The organism is Methylobacterium sp. Ger2507, assembly GCF_055231875.1.
This window is the reverse complement of the sequence record NZ_JBUYVC010000001.1, coordinates 246,477-263,322: the sequence shown is the minus strand read 5'-3', so window position 1 is coordinate 263,322 and position 16,846 is coordinate 246,477. Positions and strand designations below refer to the sequence as shown.

15 protein-coding genes are annotated in these 16,846 nt (G+C 70.8%); 10 read left to right on the top strand and 5 right to left on the bottom strand.

Annotation, left to right across the window (positions count from 1 at the left end; genetic code table 11):
- Positions 1-51: 51 nt before the first annotated feature.
- On the bottom strand, positions 52-429 hold the full coding sequence (locus tag ACV7NL_RS01250) for a winged helix-turn-helix transcriptional regulator (protein WP_056182119.1): 378 nt from the start codon (positions 427-429) through the stop codon (positions 52-54).
- A 98-nt stretch (positions 430-527) separates the two neighbouring features.
- Between ACV7NL_RS01250 and ACV7NL_RS01245 the strand changes: the two genes are divergently transcribed.
- The 9 genes from ACV7NL_RS01245 (at position 528) to ggt (ending at position 12,093) form a co-directional block, all read left to right on the top strand.
- On the top strand, positions 528-1,592 hold the full coding sequence (locus tag ACV7NL_RS01245; RefSeq protein ID WP_056182122.1) for an SDR family oxidoreductase: 1,065 nt from the start codon (positions 528-530) through the stop codon (positions 1,590-1,592).
- A 35-nt stretch (positions 1,593-1,627) separates the two neighbouring features.
- Complete coding sequence (locus ACV7NL_RS01240) at positions 1,628-2,644, top strand: EthD domain-containing protein (RefSeq protein WP_463354702.1); 1,017 nt, start codon at positions 1,628-1,630, stop codon at positions 2,642-2,644.
- Between the two features lie 146 nt (positions 2,645-2,790).
- On the top strand, positions 2,791-4,410 hold the full coding sequence (locus ACV7NL_RS01235; RefSeq protein ID WP_463354701.1) for a gamma-glutamyltransferase family protein: 1,620 nt from the start codon (positions 2,791-2,793) through the stop codon (positions 4,408-4,410).
- A gap of 406 nt (positions 4,411-4,816) precedes the next feature.
- Positions 4,817-6,322: an ABC transporter substrate-binding protein gene (locus ACV7NL_RS01230; RefSeq protein ID WP_056484757.1), complete on the top strand. Its 1,506-nt coding sequence runs from the start codon at positions 4,817-4,819 to the stop codon at positions 6,320-6,322.
- Positions 6,323-6,338: 16 nt separating this feature from the next.
- A complete protein-coding gene (locus ACV7NL_RS01225) occupies positions 6,339-7,283 on the top strand; it encodes an ABC transporter permease (protein ID WP_056484755.1) in 945 nt (314 codons plus the stop codon).
- Positions 7,284-7,614: 331 nt separating this feature from the next.
- The gene (locus tag ACV7NL_RS01220; RefSeq protein WP_056182138.1) at positions 7,615-8,523 is read left to right on the top strand and encodes an ABC transporter permease; all 909 of its coding nucleotides are present in this window, start codon (positions 7,615-7,617) and stop codon (positions 8,521-8,523) included.
- A 2-nt stretch (positions 8,524-8,525) separates the two neighbouring features.
- Entirely contained in the window at positions 8,526-9,569 is a 1,044-nt protein-coding gene (locus ACV7NL_RS01215; RefSeq protein ID WP_463354700.1) for an ABC transporter ATP-binding protein, read from the top strand.
- Positions 9,566-10,495, top strand: coding sequence for an ABC transporter ATP-binding protein (locus tag ACV7NL_RS01210; protein ID WP_056484751.1), 930 nt, complete (start codon positions 9,566-9,568; stop codon positions 10,493-10,495). Before ACV7NL_RS01215 ends, ACV7NL_RS01210 begins: the two co-directional genes overlap by 4 nt.
- A 20-nt stretch (positions 10,496-10,515) precedes the next feature.
- The gene (gene ggt, locus ACV7NL_RS01205; RefSeq protein ID WP_463354699.1) at positions 10,516-12,093 is read left to right on the top strand and encodes a gamma-glutamyltransferase; all 1,578 of its coding nucleotides are present in this window, start codon (positions 10,516-10,518) and stop codon (positions 12,091-12,093) included.
- Between the two features lie 16 nt (positions 12,094-12,109).
- Here the strand turns inward: ggt and ACV7NL_RS01200 are convergent, their stop codons facing one another.
- From ACV7NL_RS01200 to ACV7NL_RS01185, 4 genes are all read right to left on the bottom strand, one after another.
- The gene (locus ACV7NL_RS01200) at positions 12,110-13,048 is read right to left on the bottom strand and encodes a pirin family protein (protein WP_056182149.1); all 939 of its coding nucleotides are present in this window, start codon (positions 13,046-13,048) and stop codon (positions 12,110-12,112) included.
- A gap of 140 nt (positions 13,049-13,188) precedes the next feature.
- Positions 13,189-13,812 (bottom strand): response regulator transcription factor, encoded by a 624-nt coding sequence (locus ACV7NL_RS01195; protein ID WP_463354698.1) that lies wholly within the window; start codon positions 13,810-13,812, stop codon positions 13,189-13,191.
- Positions 13,813-13,898: 86 nt separating this feature from the next.
- Positions 13,899-14,321: a response regulator transcription factor gene (locus ACV7NL_RS01190; protein ID WP_200935878.1), complete on the bottom strand. Its 423-nt coding sequence runs from the start codon at positions 14,319-14,321 to the stop codon at positions 13,899-13,901.
- Complete coding sequence (locus ACV7NL_RS01185) at positions 14,318-15,820, bottom strand: sensor histidine kinase (RefSeq protein ID WP_463354697.1); 1,503 nt, start codon at positions 15,818-15,820, stop codon at positions 14,318-14,320. Before ACV7NL_RS01185 ends, ACV7NL_RS01190 begins: the two co-directional genes overlap by 4 nt.
- 104 nt (positions 15,821-15,924) lie before the next feature.
- Here ACV7NL_RS01185 and ACV7NL_RS01180 point away from each other — a divergent pair, with 104 nt between their 5' ends.
- Positions 15,925-16,821: a helix-turn-helix domain-containing protein gene (locus tag ACV7NL_RS01180; RefSeq protein ID WP_463354696.1), complete on the top strand. Its 897-nt coding sequence runs from the start codon at positions 15,925-15,927 to the stop codon at positions 16,819-16,821.
- Positions 16,822-16,846 lie beyond the last annotated feature (25 nt).

Here is a 16,846-nt window from a genome sequence, read left to right as displayed (position 1 = left end):
CGATAACGCCCGCGTATGCAGGAGGTTTGTTGAATTGGGTTCGGCACGCAATCAGCGCCGGGAGGTCGGCCGGGGTTTGAGGGCGTCGAGGGCGTCGGCATTGGTGCGGCCCCAGGCGTAGAGGAGTTCGACCGGCTCGACGAAGCGGTGGCCGAGCGCGGTCAGGCGATACTCCACGGCGGGCGGCACCGTGCCGGCCACATGGCGCGTGAGGAGGCCGCTCGCCTCCATGTCGCGCAGGGTCTGGGTCAGCATCTTCTTCGAGATGCCCGGCAGGCTGCGCTGGAGCACGCCGGTGCGCGCCGCCCCGCCGTGGCGGGCCTGGAGCGTGTGCAGCACCATGCTGGTCCATTTGGTGGCGAACAGGTCGAGCACCCGGCGCGGGGCGCAGTCCTCGCGCCATGCCTCGTCCGCACTTCCCCGCTCCATGCTGGTTACCTTCTCGTGCCTATGACCCCAAACGGTGCCGTCTGGTCGGGGCCGGACCCGCTCCATAGGTCCCTTTCGACGCAAAACGGAGACCCATCATGAGCAGGACGGCCCTCATCGCCGGTGTCAGCGGCATCGTCGGCAACAATCTCGCGCATCATCTCGTTGCGGAGGGCTGGTCCGTCGCCGGCCTCGCGCGCAAGCCGCCCACCGACCTGCCGGGTGTCACCCCGGTCCAGGCCGACCTTCTCGAACCGGACAGCCTGAAGGGCGCCCTGGCGCAGGTCCGTCCGACCCACGTCTTCATCACCACGTGGCTGCGCCAGGCGACGGAGGCGGAGAACATCCGCGTCAACGGCGCGATGGTGCGCAACCTCCTCGACGCCCTCCGGCCGAATGGCGGCGTCGAGCACGTCGCCCTGGTCACGGGCCTCAAGCACTATCTCGGGCCGTTCGAGGCCTACGGGAAGGGCACCCTGCCGGCGACGCCGTTTCGCGAGGATCAGGGCCGCCTCGACGTCGAGAACTTCTACTACGCGCAGGAGGACGAGGTCTTCGCCGCCGCCGAGCGGGACGGCTTCGGCTGGAGCGTGCACCGGCCGCACACCATCATCGGCTATGCGCTGGGCAACGCCATGAACATGGGCGTGACGCTGGCCGTCTACGCCACCCTGTGCCGCGAGACCGGGCGGCCGTTCCGCTTCCCAGGCTCGGCGGCGCAGTGGAACGGGCTGACCGACATGACCGACGCCCGCATCCTGGCGCGCCAGCTCGCCTGGGCCGCGACCACGCCGGCGGCGCGCAACGAAGCCTTCAACATCGTCGACGGCGACGTCTTCCGCTGGAGCTGGATGTGGGGCCGGATCGCTGAGTGGTTCGGCGTGGCGCCGGCGCCCTTCGACGGCGAAGTCCTGCCCCTGGAGCAGCAGATGGACGGGGCCGCCCCGCTCTGGGCCGAGCTTGCCGCCCGCCACGGCCTCAAGGAGGCCGATCTCGGCCGCCTCGCCTCGGCTTGGCACACCGACGCCGATCTCGGGCGGCCGATCGAAGTCGTCACCGACATGAGCAAGAGCCGGCGCCTCGGCTTCCTCGATTATCAGGCCACCGACGAGGCCTTCTTCGACCTGTTCGCGCGCCTGCGGGCGGAGCGGGTGATCCCGTGATCCCGACGCCGTCCCGTCCGCACCCAGGAGCCCCGATGACCGATCCCGCCGGAACCCCCGACCTCGCCCGCTCGGACATGCTGCAGCGGCCGCCCCACGGGGAGGCGGTCCGCTCCACCACCAAGCCGCTGATCGTGACGCCGACCTTCGTCTCGCGCAGCGACGACACCTCGCCATCCCGGCGCCCGCGCGACGACGGCGCGAATGTCGGCCGCGACGGCCGGCCCGTGATGCGGCCCGCGCGCCATCCCGAGGCGGTGGCGCTGGAGCCCGACCCCAACCTCGCCTTCGAGCATTGGGACGAATACTGGCGCAAGGTGCACGGGCCGAAATTCGCCTATGCGGAGCCCGGAACGCGGAACGACCGGGTGGTGCGCTACGATCAGGTCCACCGCGTCGCCTCGGGGCCGTCCTCCGGCTTCCGGCCACCCTACCGAGCGATGGTGGACGGAGCGGGCAAGCTGGTGCCCGATCCGGCGGCGCGGGTCCCGGCCTACCGGCGCCCGAGCTTCGACGGCTTCGCCTACATCGCCTACGCGGACGAGGACGACATCGCGGCCGTGCTCGACCAAGAGCAATATGCCGAGCGCATCGTCGCCGACGAGCGGACCGCCTTCCGCATGGTGACCCGCGAAGTGGCGCGGGAATACATCCTGATCCCGAGCGCGCGTCACCGCGATCCCGTCAGCTTGGTGAAGATCCACCGGCGCCGGCCGCACCTGTCGCGCGCCGCGTTCCAGGAGGCGTGGCTGCACGCGCAGGCCGACCTCGTCCGCGCGCAGGGCGCGACCGCGCAGTATGTCCGCCGCTACGCCCAGCTCCATCCGTTCGGCGCGACCCGGGCCGATCCCGAGGGCTCGAAGATCGACGGTATCTCGGTCCTGTCCTTCGATTCGCTGAACGACGTCGAAGACTTCCTGGTGACGGCCGACCATGCCGTGATCGAGGCGGCGGAGAACGCGATCGCCGATCCGGAGACGTCCGAGTTCTGGACGGCGATCAACTACAGCGTCATCAACCGCCTGATGCCGGAACGGGCGACGGAACGCTGAGGGCGACCGGCCGGGGCGGCTCCCTCACCTTGCTGCTCCGTCCCTTCGCCCATTCTTCGACTTGCACGCCGATTTGGCGACTTGGCGGCCCCGGCGTTTGTCTCCACACTCAGCGGACACCCTCCGATGCGCGAGACCCCGACCCGATGACGCCGTTCGACTGGACCACCGGCTATCCCACCGTGCGGATGCCGATCTTCGGCCGCAACATGGTTTCGACCTCGCACGCGCTGGCGGCCCAGGCCGGCATCCGCATGCTGTGGCAGGGCGGCAACGCCGTCGATGCCGCCATCGCCACGGCGGCGGCCAAGACCATCACCGAGCCGTGCAGCAACGGTCTCGGCTCGGATGCCTTCTGCATCCTGTGGGACGGCAAGGCGCTGCACGGACTCAACGCCTCGGGCGGGGCGCCCGCCGCCTGGACCGCCGACTACTTCACCCGGAAATACGGGGCGGCCGAGCGGCCGCCGATGCGGGGCTGGGATTCCGTCACGGTGCCGGGCGCCGTCGCAGCCTGGGTCGCCTTGAGCGAGCGCTTCGGAAAGCTGCCCTTCGGGGACCTGCTCCAGCCCGCCATCGAGATCGCCGAGCGCGGCTATCTGGCCCCGGTGGTGGTGCAGCAGAAATGGGCGGCCGCCGCGAAGGTCGCCGATCTCGTGAGCCAGCCCGGCTTCGCCGAGACCTTCCTGCCCCACGGCCGCGCACCGCATGTGGGCGAGCGCGTCACTCTGCCGGGCATCGCCCGGACGCTGCGGGCCGTCGCCGAGACGAAGGGGCGCGCCTTCTACGAGGGCGAGATCGCCGAGGCCATGGCGCGCCACGCCGCGGCTCATGGCGGCGCCATGACGGTGGCGGATCTCGCTGCCTTCCGGCCCGAATGGGTGACGCCGACGGCCAAGGACTATCACGGCTACACCCTGCACGAGATCCCGCCGAACGGGCAGGGCATCGCCGCCCAGATCGCCCTCGGCATTCTCGAATCCTTCGACCTCGCCGGCCTCGCGGTGGACGGACCCGAGGCGCAGCACCTCCAGATCGAGGCGATGAAGCTCGCTTTCGCCGATACCTACCGCTACGTCGCCGACGCGCGCACCATGGAGGTGACCCCGGAGGCGATGCTCGACCCCGCCTATCTGGCGTCGCGCGCCAAGCTGATCGATCCGCGCCGGGCCCAGGATTTCGGCGCCGGCAATCCGGTCCGTGGCGGCACCATCTACCTCACCGCGGCCGATGAATCCGGCATGATGGTGAGCTTCATCCAGTCGAACTTCATGGGCTTCGGCTCCGGCGTGGTGGTGCCCGAATGGGGCCTGTCGCTGCAGAACCGCGGCTACGGCTTCGTGCTCGACCCGCGCAGCCCGAACGGGGTGGCGCCCGGCAAGCGCCCCTTCCACACCATCATCCCGGGCTTCCTCACGAAAGCCGGCGCCCCGGTGATGAGCTTCGGCGTGATGGGCGGCAACATGCAGCCTCAGGGCCACCTGCAGACCCTGGTGCGGATGATCGACCACCACCAGAACCCGCAAGCCGCCTGCGACGCGCCGCGCTGGCGCTTCAACGCCGGCCTGGAGATCAACGCGGAATCGACCATGCCGGCCGCGACCCTGCAGGGCCTGCAGGCGCGCGGCCACCGGGTCGACGTGATCCAGGACAGCTACCAGGATTTCGGCGCCGGCCAGTTCATCTGGCGCATGGGCGACCCCGGCATCGAGGGCTATGTCGGCGCCAGCGATCCCCGCCGCGACGGACAGGTGGCGGTGTGGTGAAGCGTGAAGAACGCTTGAGTTTCCGGCAAGACCCGGAATGTCATCACCCGGAATGTCATCACCCGGAATGTCATCCTGGGGCCGCGAAGCGGAGCCCAGGATCCAGATCCATCGGGATCGCGAGGTTGGGCGCTGTCCGGCGGCTCTGGATCCCGGGCTCGCCTCCGGCGACTCGGAATGACGGTGCGTCACAGCTACGAATAGCCTTGGCTGCTTCAGGCAGGCGACCCTGATTGCTTGCGCCTCCCACATCCGAACGCCGCCTCCCGGCGCCCCAGCCGTTGCCAAGCGCTCCCCTGGCACGGATAATGTATGCACTTTCGAACGTCTTCCCGGCTCGCGCCGATCGGCCCTCCCGTGCGGCGGCTCTGCGATCCGGACCGATCCCTGTTCTGAAGGAAGCTTGATGCTGCGTCTGTTCGCTGCCGGTCTCGTTGCGGGCATTGCCACGCTGTCTCCTGGTCTTGTCGGGACGTCGCAGGCCCAGACCCTGCGCTTCGGCCTGATGGAGGACCCGGACGCCCTCGACCCGACGCTGGCCCGCACCTTCGCCGGCCGCATGGTCTTCGCGGCGTTGTGCGACAAGCTCGTGGATATCGGCCCCGACCTGAAGCCGGTGCCGCAGCTCGCCACCGGCTGGAGCCTGTCGGACGACCAGAAGACCCTCACCATGACCCTGCGGCCGGGGGTGCTGTTCCATGACGGCGAGAAGCTCGACGCGGCCGCGGCGAAGTACAGCCTCGAGCGGCACATGAAGCTGCCCGGCTCGCAGCGGCGCGGCGAGATCGCGCCGATCGACCGGGTCGAGGTCGTGGACGACCTGACCTTCAAGATCTTCCTCAAGACGCCGTTCGCGCCCCTGATGGCGCAGTTCACCGACCGGGCCGGCATGATGGTCTCGCCCAAGGCCGCCGAACGCCTGGGCGACAAGTTCTCGACGGCGCCGGTCTGCGCCGGGCCGTTCAAGTTCGTCGAGCGGGTGCCGCAGGACCGGATCGTGGTCGAGCGCTTTGCCGATTACTGGAACAAGGACCAGATCCACCTGCAGCGCATCGAGTTCCGGCCGATTCCCGACGGCACCGTGCGGCTGACCAACCTTCGCGCCGGCCAACTCGACCTGCTGGAGCGCCTGACGCCCACCGACCTGCCGCAGGTGAGCCGCGACCCGAAGCTCAAGGTCGGCTCGACCATCGAGCTCGGCTTCCAGTCCATCGTGTTCAACCCGAACAGGGCCGGCTCGGCCATCGCCGACCCGCGCGTGCGCGCCGCCTTCGACCTCGCCATCGACCGCAACGCCCTCAACCAGGTGGTATTCAGCGGCGAGTTCCTGCCCGGCAACCAGTGGGTTTCGCCCAAGCACCCGGCCTACGTTCCGGCCTATCCGATCCCCAAGCGGGATGTGGCCAAGGCGAAAGCCCTGCTGGCGGAGGCCGGCGTGCCGAAGCCGAGCGTGACCCTGACGGTCTACGCCAACAACGAGGCGCCCCAGGTGGGCCAGGTCATCCAGGCGATGACCCGCGAGGCCGGCTTCGACGTGAAGCTCCAGGCCACCGATTTCACCACGGCGCTGGACGCCGCCGACAAGGGCAATTTCGACGCCTACCTCTATTCGTGGAGCGGCCGGCCCGATCCGGACGGCAACACCTTCAGCTTCCTCGCCTGCAAGACGCCGCTGAACTACGCCCGCTACTGCAACCCGGAAGCGGACGCCGCCCTCGCCGCCGAGCGTGCCACGGTCGATCCCGGCCAGCGCGCCGAGGCCTGGAAGCACCTCGCCGACCGGGTGATGGCCGACCGGCCGCTGATCTACCTGTTCCACCGCAAGCTGTTCTGGGCCTACAGCACCAAGCTCACCGGCTTCACGCCCTATCCCGACGGCCTCGTGCGCTTCACCGGCCTCACGCTGAACTGAGGCGGGGGCCCGGCCGATGCTGCGCTTCCTCGTCCAGCGCCTGGCGCTCGCGATCCCCACCCTGGTGATCGCCTCGATGATCATCTTCACCCTGCAGCAATTGCTGCCGGGCGACACCGCGACGGCCCTGTCCGGTGAAGAGCGCGACCCCGAGGTCATCGCCTTCATCCGGCAGAAGTACCACCTCGATCAGCCCCTGCCGGTGCGCTACGCCCTCTGGGCCGGCGGCGTGCTGCAGGGCGATCTCGGCGAGTCGATCCGCCTGCAGAAGCCGGTGCTCGATCTCGTCGTGGAGAAGCTGCCGGTCACCCTCGAACTCGCCTGCCTCGCCATGCTGGTGGCGCTCGCGATCGGCGTGCCGATGGGCATCCTGTCGGCGGTGAAGCGGGGGCAGGCCGCCGACACCCTCGCCAACGGCATCGCCCTCTGGGGTCTGTCGGTGCCGAATTTCTGGCTCGGCATCCTGATGATCCTGCTGTTCTCGGTGCAGCTCGGCTGGCTTCCCGCCTCGGGCTACGTCTCGCCCTTCGAGAGCCTGTCCGAGAACCTGCGCGCCATGGCGATGCCGGCCTTCGTGCTCGGCAACGCCATCGCGGCGGTGATGATGCGCCACACCCGCGCGGCGATGCTCGGGGTGCTGGGATCGGACTACGTCCGCACCGCCCGGGCCAAGGGCGTCTCGCCGCTGCGCCTGATCCTGCGCCACGCCCTGCCCAACGCGGCGATCCCGATCATCACCCTGGGCGCCCTCGAATTCGGGCAGCTCCTCTCCGGCGCGGTGCTCACCGAGCAGGTGTTCTCGGTGCCGGGCTTCGGCAAGCTGATGGTCGATGCGGTGTTCAACCGCGACTACGCCACCGTGCAGGGCGTCGTGATCTGCACCGCCACCACCTACGTCCTGCTCAACCTCGCGGCGGACCTTCTGGCCGCCTTCGTCAATCCGAAGCTGAGGCGCGCGTGAGCATGGCGGCTTTTCCACTGCATCGGCATGTCTCGCATTCACACGCGGGTGACTTCCGTTTCGGGCAGCGTGATCGCCTCTGTGCGAGGTCGTCCGGGGAGACCTCATGCCGCACGGCGTCATCCCGGGGCCGCGCAGCGGAGCCCGGGATCCCGAAACACAGGTTCTGCAGGACGTTACACGGGTGCCGGCTCTGGATTGCACGCCGCTGGCGCGCCCCTTCGGGTCCGGGCTTGCCTGCGGCGCCCCGGAATGACAGCCTCGCGGCATCTGCGATCGCGCTGCCATCGCGGAAAGGGGGCCGGTGGAACCGCGTCCACAGGGAGGCCCCATGACCAAAGCCGCCCTCGCTCCCACCGGCGTCGCCCTGCCGGCATCCGCGCCGGTGCTCCGCGCCGAACCCGGCCCGGTCCGTGAATTCTGGGCGCGCCTCGCCGCGCGTCGCACCGCCATGGTGGGCCTCGTCATCGTGGTGGCGCTGATCCTGATGGCGATCTTCGCCGATTGGGTCGCGCCCTACGATCCCATCGCCACCGACTGGGGCGCGATCCGCTCGGCGCCGAGCTGGGCGCATCCGTTCGGCACCGACGAGGTCGGGCACGACGTGCTGTCGCGCATCGTCTTCGGGGCGCGCGCCTCGCTCGGGGCGGGCCTGACCTCGGTGGCGCTCGCGGTGGCTCTGGGCCTGCCGTTCGGGTTGATCGCGGGCTATGCCGGCGGCGTGGTCGACATGCTGATCATGCGCCTGACCGACGCGCTCCTGGCGATCCCGTTCCTGATCCTCGCCATCGCGCTCGCGGCCTTCCTCGGCCCGAGCCTGACCAACGCCATGGTGGCGATCGGCCTGTCGGCGACCTCGACCTTCGTGCGCCTGACCCGGGCGCAGGTGCAGGCCGTGGCGGCGGAGGAGTTCGTGGAGGCGGCCCGCGCCGTCGGCAACCCGCCATGGCGCATCGCGCTCCGCCACATCGTGCCCAACATCGTGCCGGCGATCCTGGTCCAGGCGACCCTGACCATCGCGGCGGCGATCATCGCCGAGGCCAGCCTGTCGTTCCTGGGCCTCGGCCAGCAGCCGCCCGAGCCGTCCTGGGGCTCGATGCTCAACGTCGCCAAGAACTTCCTCGAGCAGGCGCCCTGGATGGCGATCTGGCCCGGGGCCTCGATCTTCCTCGCGGTGCTGGCCTTCAACCTCCTGGGCGACGGCCTGCGCGATGCCCTCGACCCAAGGCAGAGGACCTGACGATGGCGCAGGCGATGGTTCAAGACAGCCCGAAGACCCTGCTGGACGTGCGTGACCTCGGCGTCGCCTTCGACAGCGAGGGCGGCGCGGTCCACGCGGTCAACGGCGTGTCCTACGCGCTCAAGGAAGGCGAGACCCTCGGCATCGTCGGCGAATCCGGGTCCGGCAAGAGCGTCCACGTGCTGGCCATGCTCGGGCTGATCCCGCGCCCGCCCGGCCGGATCACCGGCGGGCAGGTGCTGTTCGAGGGCCGCGACCTGCTCAGTCTTCCGGAGAAGGCCCTGCGAAATGTCCGGGGCGGCCAGATCGGCTTCGTGTTCCAGGACCCGATGAGTTCGCTCAACCCGGGCATGACCGTGGCGGCGCAGATCATCGAGCCCCTGCGCATCCATCTCGGGCTCGACGGGCGGGCGGCCCGCGCCCGCGCCCGGGACCTCCTCGACCTCGTGCGCATCCCGAATGCCGGCGCGCGCCTCGACCAGTACCCGCACGAATTCTCCGGCGGCCAGCGCCAGCGGGTGATGATCGCCATTGGGTTGTCGTGCCGCCCGAAGCTCCTCATCGCCGACGAGGCGACGACCGCCCTCGACGTCACCGTACAGGCCGAGATCATCGCCCTGGTGCAGGAACTGAAGCGTGAGATCGGCATGGCGATCATCTGGATCACCCACGATCTCGGCGTGGTGGCGGGCATCGCCGACACCGTTCAGGTGATGTATGCCGGCCGTATCCTCGAGCGCGGCCCCGTGGACGACATGTTTCGCGATCCGCGCAGTGCCTATACGCTGGGACTCCTGCGCTCGCTGCCGGACCTCACGCGCGGCCGGGCCGGACGCCGGCGCCTGCACCAGATCGAGGGTGCGCCCCCCGACATGCGCCATCCGCCGACGGGCGATCCCTTCGCGGCCCGCAACGCCTACGCCACCCCGCGCTGTCTGCACGAGGCGCCCCCGCTCGCCCAGGCGCCGGGGGCTGCGCCCGGCCACCTCGTCGCCGCCTGGTACGACCTGCCGGCGCTGCTCGCCGCCGAGGGCTCCGCCCGATGACGCCCGAACCGGTCGATCGCTATCCGCTGCTCTCGGTGCGGAATCTCAGCAAGCATTACCCGCTCCGCAGCTGGTGGGGCGGCAAGGGCTCGGTGTTCCGGGCGGTGGAGAATGTCAGCTTCGACATCCGGCCCGGCGAGACCCTGGGGCTGGTCGGCGAATCCGGCTCGGGCAAATCCACCATCGGCCGCGCCGTCACCATGCTGAATCCGCCGAGCGCCGGCACCGTCGCCTTCGAGGGTACGGATCTGGCCAAGCTCTCCGCCGGCGAGATGCGCCGGATGCGCGCCCGCATCCAGATGGTGTTCCAGGACCCTTACGCCGCGCTCAACCCGCGCATGAGCATCGGCGACTACGTGGCCGAGCCGTTCAAGCTCCACCGTCCGGCCATGGCACGGGCCGAGCGCCGCGACGAGGTCGAGGGCCTCCTCGCCCGGGTCGGGCTCGATCCGCGCTTCGCCCGGCGCTACCCGCACCAGTTCTCCGGCGGGCAGCGCCAGCGCATCTGCATCGCCCGCGCCATCGCGCTGAAACCCAGCTTCATCGTCGCCGACGAGCCGATCGCCGCCCTCGACGTCTCGATCCAGGCCCAGGTCGTCAACCTGCTGCAGGACCTCCAGGACGAGCTCGGCATCTCGTACCTGTTCATCTCCCACGACCTGCGCATGGTGCGCTACCTGTGCCAGCGCGTCGCCGTGCTGTGGCACGGCCGCATTGTCGAGATGGCCGAGGCCGACGCCCTCTACGAGGACCCGCGCCACCCCTATACCCGGCGCCTGCTCAGCGCGGTGCCGGTGCCGAACCCGGTGGAGGAGCGCGCCCGCCTGCGCGCGGCCTCGCTCCTGCCGCCTGCCGACCCGAACGCCACGGGCGGTCTGGTCGAGGTCGCGCCCGGCCACTGGGTCGCCGACACCCGCTATTCCTGACCCTTCAAGGATCGATCGCCGTGAGAGACTTCTCGAAGCCGGGGCGCTCGCCCGTCTATGCCCAGGAGGCCGCGGTCGCGACCTCGCACCCGCTCGCCTCGCTGGCCGCCATCGAGATCCTGAAGGCCGGCGGCAACGCCGTCGACGCCGCCATCGCGGCGGTGGCGGTGCAGGGGGTGGTCGAGCCAGCCATGACGGGCATCGGCGGCGATTGCTTCGCGCTCTACGCGCCGAAGGGGACGGCCGTCCCGATCACGCTGAACGGCTCCGGCCGCAGCCCGGCCGCCGCGCACGATGCCTGGTACGTGGCGAACGAGGTCGCCATCACGGCGACCTCGCCGCACGCCGTCACCGTGCCGGGCGCTGTCGCGGCCTGGGCGCGGCTGCTCGCCGACCACGGCACCCGCAGCTTGAGCGAACTGTTGCAGCCGGCGATCCGCTACGCCGAGGAGGGCTACGCGGTCCAGCCGCGCGTCGCCTATGACTGGGCCCGCAACCGCGACAAGCTGCGGGCCGATCCCGGCTCGGCCGCCGCCTACCTGATCGACGGCGAGGCGCCGAAGGTCGGCACCACCATGCGCCACCCCAAGCTCGCCGCCACCCTGCGGCGCATCGCCGAGCACGGCGCGTCCGGCTTCTATGAGGGACCGGTGGCGGAGGACATGGTGGCGCGTCTGCGCGCCCTCGGCGGCCTGCACACGCTCGAGGATTTCGCCGGCGCCGCCCCCGAATACGTGACGCCGATCGCGACCCGCTACCGCGGCTACGACGTCTACGAGTGTCCTCCGAGCGGCCAGGGGTTGGCCGCCCTGATGATGCTGAACGTGCTGTCGCAATACGACGTCGGCGCGCTGTCCGAGGTCGACCGGGTCCATCTCTTCGCCGAGGCCTGCAAGCAGGCCTACCACCACCGCGACGCGCTCTTCGCCGATCCCGTGGTCAACGCCGTGCCGGTGGAGCACCTGCTGTCCCAGGCCTGGCAGGCGCGGGCGCATGGCGCCATCGACATGACCCGGGCGCAGGAGCCGGTGCTGTGGCCGGAGATCCGGCACACCGACACGGTCTATCTCTGCGTGGTCGACCGCGACGGCAACGCGATCTCGCTGATCAACTCGATCTTCCAGGGCTTCGGCAGCGGCATCACCGCGCCGGAGAGCGGCGTGCTGCTGCACAATCGCGGCTTCTCGTTCCGGGTCGAGCCCGGACACCCCAACACCATCGCGCCGCGCAAGCGCCCGATGCACACCATCATCCCCGGCATGCTGATGCGCGACGGCGCCGTGGTGGCGCCCTTCGGCGTGATGGGCGGGCACTACCAGGCCATGGGTCATGTCGAGCTGCTCACCGGCATCATCGACCGGGGCCTCGACGTGCAGGAAGCCCTCGATGCGCCCCGCAGCTTCGCCTACGGCGGCGGCATCGAGCTGGAGGGCGGCTTCGAGGCCGGGCTCGCCGAGGCGCTGGCGGCCCGCGGCCATGTCACCGTGCCGGCCCCGGTCCCCATCGGCGGCGGCCAGATCATCTGGATCGACCCGCAGACGGGCATCCGCGCCGCCGGCTCCGACCCGCGCAAGGACGGCTGCGCCCTCGGCTACTGAGGCGCGGGAGGCCGGCTCACGGGTAGCGCACCGGGGCCGGCTGCTCGGGCAGGGGGATGAACTCGGACTCGCCCGGCACGGTGTCGAAGCGGGCCTGGCGCCAATCCTCCTTGGCCTGCTCGATCCGTTCGGGTCGCGAAGAGACGAAGTTCCACCAGAGGTGGCGCGGGCCGTCCATCGGCTCGCCGCCCAGCACCATGAAACGGGAGGCTTCCGTCGCCCGTACGCTGATCCGGTCGCCCGGCCGGAACACCAGGAGCTGGCCCGGGCCGAACCCGTCCCCGGCGATCGCGATGGCGCCCGAGACCGTGTAGATCGCGCGCTCGTCGTAGGTCGGGTCGAGGGGCAGCACCGCGCCGGCCTCCAGCATCACGTCGGCATAGACCATCGGGCTCGAGGTCCGCACCGGGGATTTCGCGCCGAAGGCCTCGCCGGCGATCAACCGGACGGTCTTGCCCTCGCCGCTGAGGATCGGCAGCGCCTCGGCCTCGTAATGCGCGAAGGCGGGCGCGGTCTCCTCGTCCCTGCCGCTCAGTGCCACCCAGCTCTGGAGGCCGAACAGGGTCGAGCCGGTCCGGCGCAGGTCCGCGCCGGTGCGCTCCGAATGGGTGATGCCGCGACCGGCCGTCATCCAGTTCAGCTCGCCCGGGCGGATCGGCAATTCGGTGCCGAGGCTGTCCCGATGCATGATCTCGCCCTCGAACAGGTAGGTCACCGTCGAGAGGCCGATATGCGGGTGGGGCCGCACGTCCATGCCCTGGCCGAGCAGGAACTCGGACGGACCCATCTGGTCGAAGAAGATGAACGGGCCGACCATCCGGCACTCGGTCGACGGCAGGGCGCGCCGCACCGCGAAGGAGCCGAGATCCCGCGAGCGCGGCACGATCAGGGTCTTGATCGCGTCGCAGGTGAAGCGGTCGCCCGGAATCGGATCGTCTGCACTGTGCCAGCTCATTCGACATTCTCCTGCGGGGCGATCCCCGCGCGGCGACGGATCATCGGCATGTGACGGCCGTCGCAAGGGCCACGATTGAAGAATACCGGCGTGGTTTGCTTCTGCGCCGCAAGCCGGACAGTCGCCTCAGCACGGCCGCCTCAGCGCTGGCGCGTCGCCGCGAAGCCGATCTGATCGGCCATGCGCACGAGGTCCGCTAGCGAGCGGGCCTGCATCTTCTCCATCACCCGCCGCTTGTGGACCTTCGCGGTGATCTCGGTGATCCCCAGTTCGGCGGCGATCTGCTTGTTCATCAGGCCGCCGATGGCGCAACCCATCACCGCCTGCTCGCGCGGCGTGAGGGATGAGAAGCGCTCCGACAGCGCGTCCCGGGTCCGGCGCGCGTCAAGGGCGGCCGCGTCGGCCGCCAGCGCCCGCTGGACCGCGTCGAGCAGCACGTCGGCCATCACGGGCTTGGTCAGGAACTCGACGGCACCGCCGCGCATGGCCCGCACCGTCATCGGGATGGTGCCGTAGCCGGTCAGGAAGATGACCGGCACGGTGCTGCCCGCCGCGCGCAAAGCTTCCTGCACGCTCAGGCCGTTCTCGTCGGCGAGGCGCACATCGAGAAGGATGCAGGCGGGGCCGCTCCGGGCCGGAGCCGCCACGAGGGCGGCCGCATCACCGTAGCCCACCGCGGCGAGACCGGCCGAGCGGCACAACCGGATGAGGGCGCCGCGCAACGCTGGATCATCGTCGACGATATGGACGGTTGCTTCGGGCATCTTGCATGAGGGCGCGAATACAGTCTCTCACGTACACAAGATACGGACCACCGTCGCGCGAAACCTGGGCGTTTGCAGCGGAACCGTCAGGACATCGGGGCACCACCGAGGACGGAGCGGAGACAACCCTCGAACTGCTCGGCGTCGAACGGCTTGGCCAGATAGGCGAAGGCGCCGGAGGCGAGGGCGCGGGCCCGGTTGGCCTCGCTGGGATAGGCCGTCATGACGATGACCGGCAGCGCCGGATGGCGGGTGTGCAGGATGCGCAGGAGATCGAGGCCGCTGAGGCCCGGCATCTGCACGTCGGTGATCACCACCGCGATGGTCGATCCGTCCGCCTCGGGCGAGAAGGGGCCGGCACGGAGCAGCGGTTCGGCCCCGGCGAACGGGGCCGGCGCGTAGCCGAGTGCCCGCGTCAGGCGGGCCAGGGCCGCGCGGATGGCCGGATCGTCGTCGACGATGGCGACGATGGGCGTTTGGGCGGGGAATTCGCGGGCGATCTCGGTCACGCGGCGACCGGCAGACAGAAGTGGAAGGCGGCCCCGCCGCCCGGCCCGGCATCGACCCACAGGTCGCCGCCATGGGCGTCGACGAGGTTGCGGCAGATGGCGAGGCCCATGCCCATGCCGCCCGCCTTGGTCGAGTGGAACGGCTCGAAGATGCGGGCGCGCCGCTCGGGGGCGATGCCCGGGCCGGTATCGATCACGTCGACCGCCACCTGGCTGCCGGCGGCCCGGATCGTCACCGTGATGTCGCGCGGGCCGTCCGCCTCCGCCATCGCCTGCGCGGCGTTGAGGAGCAGGTTGACGAAGACCTGCTGCAGCCCGATCGCGTCGGCCGCGATCGACGGGATCTCGCCCTCGGCGGCGATGTGGACGGCGGCGCGGTGCAGCCGCAATTCGCCCTCCACCAGCAGGTTGGCCTCGCGGGCCACCCGCAGGAGGTCGACCGCCGCGGAGGCGCGGGGGGCATTGCCGAGATACGAGCGGGTCCGGGCGATCACGTCGCGGGCGCGGCTCGCCTCGGCGACCACGTCGTCGAGCGCCGCCGTGGCCTCGGCCAGATCGGGCTGCGGGCGCCGGAGCCAGCGCAGGCCCGCCTGGGCGTTGGCCAGGATGGCGGCCAGCGGGGAATTGACCTCGTGGGCAATCGAGGCGCTGAGCGCCCCGACGGTGGTGATGCGCGAGGCCCGCGCCAGTTCGGTGTCGGCGACGGCGAAGCGCTTCTGCGCCTGCTTGAAGCCCGTCACGTCGAGGGCCGTGACCAGGATGTCGGCGAAACCGGCCCGGTCCCGCGGCAGCATGGCGGTGAACAGCATGTCGGCCTCGCGGCCGTCGGCCCGCACCACATGCGCCTCCGACCGGAAGAAGCGGTCGCCCCGGCCGAACGCCACCAACCACTGCACGAAGGTCTGGTCGGTGTCGGGCAGGAGCCGGTCGAGGGGGCCGAGATAGGCGTCCTTGCCGGCGGCGCCGGTCTCCTCCACGGTGAACCGGTTCACGTCCCGGATGATCACCCGCGCCCGCAGGGCGCGCAGCGCCTCGGGCCGCGCGGCGAAATGGGATTCGAGATCGACCACGCCGGCCCGGCGCAACGCCGCCACGGCGTCGCCGACGGCGCTCCAATCCTCGCGCCACATCGAGATGCCGGCCCGCTCGAAGATGGCCTCGAGGCCGGCTGCGCTGGCGGCCCGCGCCTGCGCCAGCCGCGCCGCCAGGATCGTGGCTCCAACGATCGCGAGCGCCGCGACAGCGCCGGCGAGGCGCGCGTCGGCATCGTCCCGGTTCGCACCCGCCACATAGGCCAGGGCGGCGGGCACCAGCACCAGCGGGACCGCGCGGCCGAAGGCCCGGAGCCACGCTCCGGCCCGGGAGTCCGGCTCGGCCAGCATCCAGGCGGGCAGGCGGTCATCGTCGATGCCCTGGGCGCCGGAATCGCGGCCGACGGCGCGCTCTACCCGGGCCGATGGCGTGGCCCGGCTCGGCCACCGCGAAAATACCTGCCGCATCCGCATCATCCACCTGGGCTCGCCAGGGTAGCGGGGCCCTGCCCACGGGTCTCCGATACACCTGTATAATGGCGCGATCGACGCATGGATTGCACGGTGCGCGCATGGATCTCCACCGGCATGGCGCGCACAAGTTTCCCAAGGCCGGGCTGCTCGCCTCCTCCCGCGGACGGCACTGGCAGGGCGTCGCGGCGGAGCTGCGCTCCCACCCGGCCGGCGACCTGCCGGCGATCGTCCCGACCCAGATGGAGATCACCCTGGCGACGCGGCGCAACCCGGGTGCCCGGGTCACCCGCAAGGGGGCCGGCCTCCGGCAGCGCACCGCCGTGGAGGCCGGCACGATCTGGCTCTGCCCGGTCGGCGTCGGCGAGGACGACATCAACATCTCGGCGCCCCTGACGGAGATCCTGCACATCTACCTGCCGGCGGAGCGCTTCAGCGCCCTGGCGAGCCTCTACGGCGATGCCCGCATCCGGGCCGACACGGTGCGCTACCTCGCCGATGTGCCCGACCCGCTGATCCGGCAGATTGGGCTGTCGATCCTCGGCGAACTGATGCAGGAAACCTCGGCCGGCCGCATGATGGTCGAGGCTGCGGCCCTCGCCCTCACGGCGCGGGTGGCCCAGGCCTACGGGCACGACCGGCCGGACGGAGCCGCCCCCCTGTGCGGTGACCACGACTGCCCCGAGCGCATCCAGCGGGCGATCGCCTTCATCCGCGACAACCTCGACCGCGACCTGACCGTGACCGAACTCGCCGCCGCCGCCTGCCTCAGCCCGTTCCACTTCGCCCGCCTGTTCAAGCGGGTCACCGGCCAGACCCCCTACGGCTTCGTCAGTGCCGAGCGCCTGGAACGGGCGCGCCGGCTGCTGGCCGAGCGCAAGCTGCCGCTGGTGGACGTGGCGCTGTCGTCCGGGTTCTCGAGCCAGGCCGCGTTCGGCACCGCCTTCAAGCGGGTGACGGGCTGCACACCCGGGGAGTACCGCCAGCGCGCCCCCTGATCCGGCCCGGCAAAGAGCAGGATCG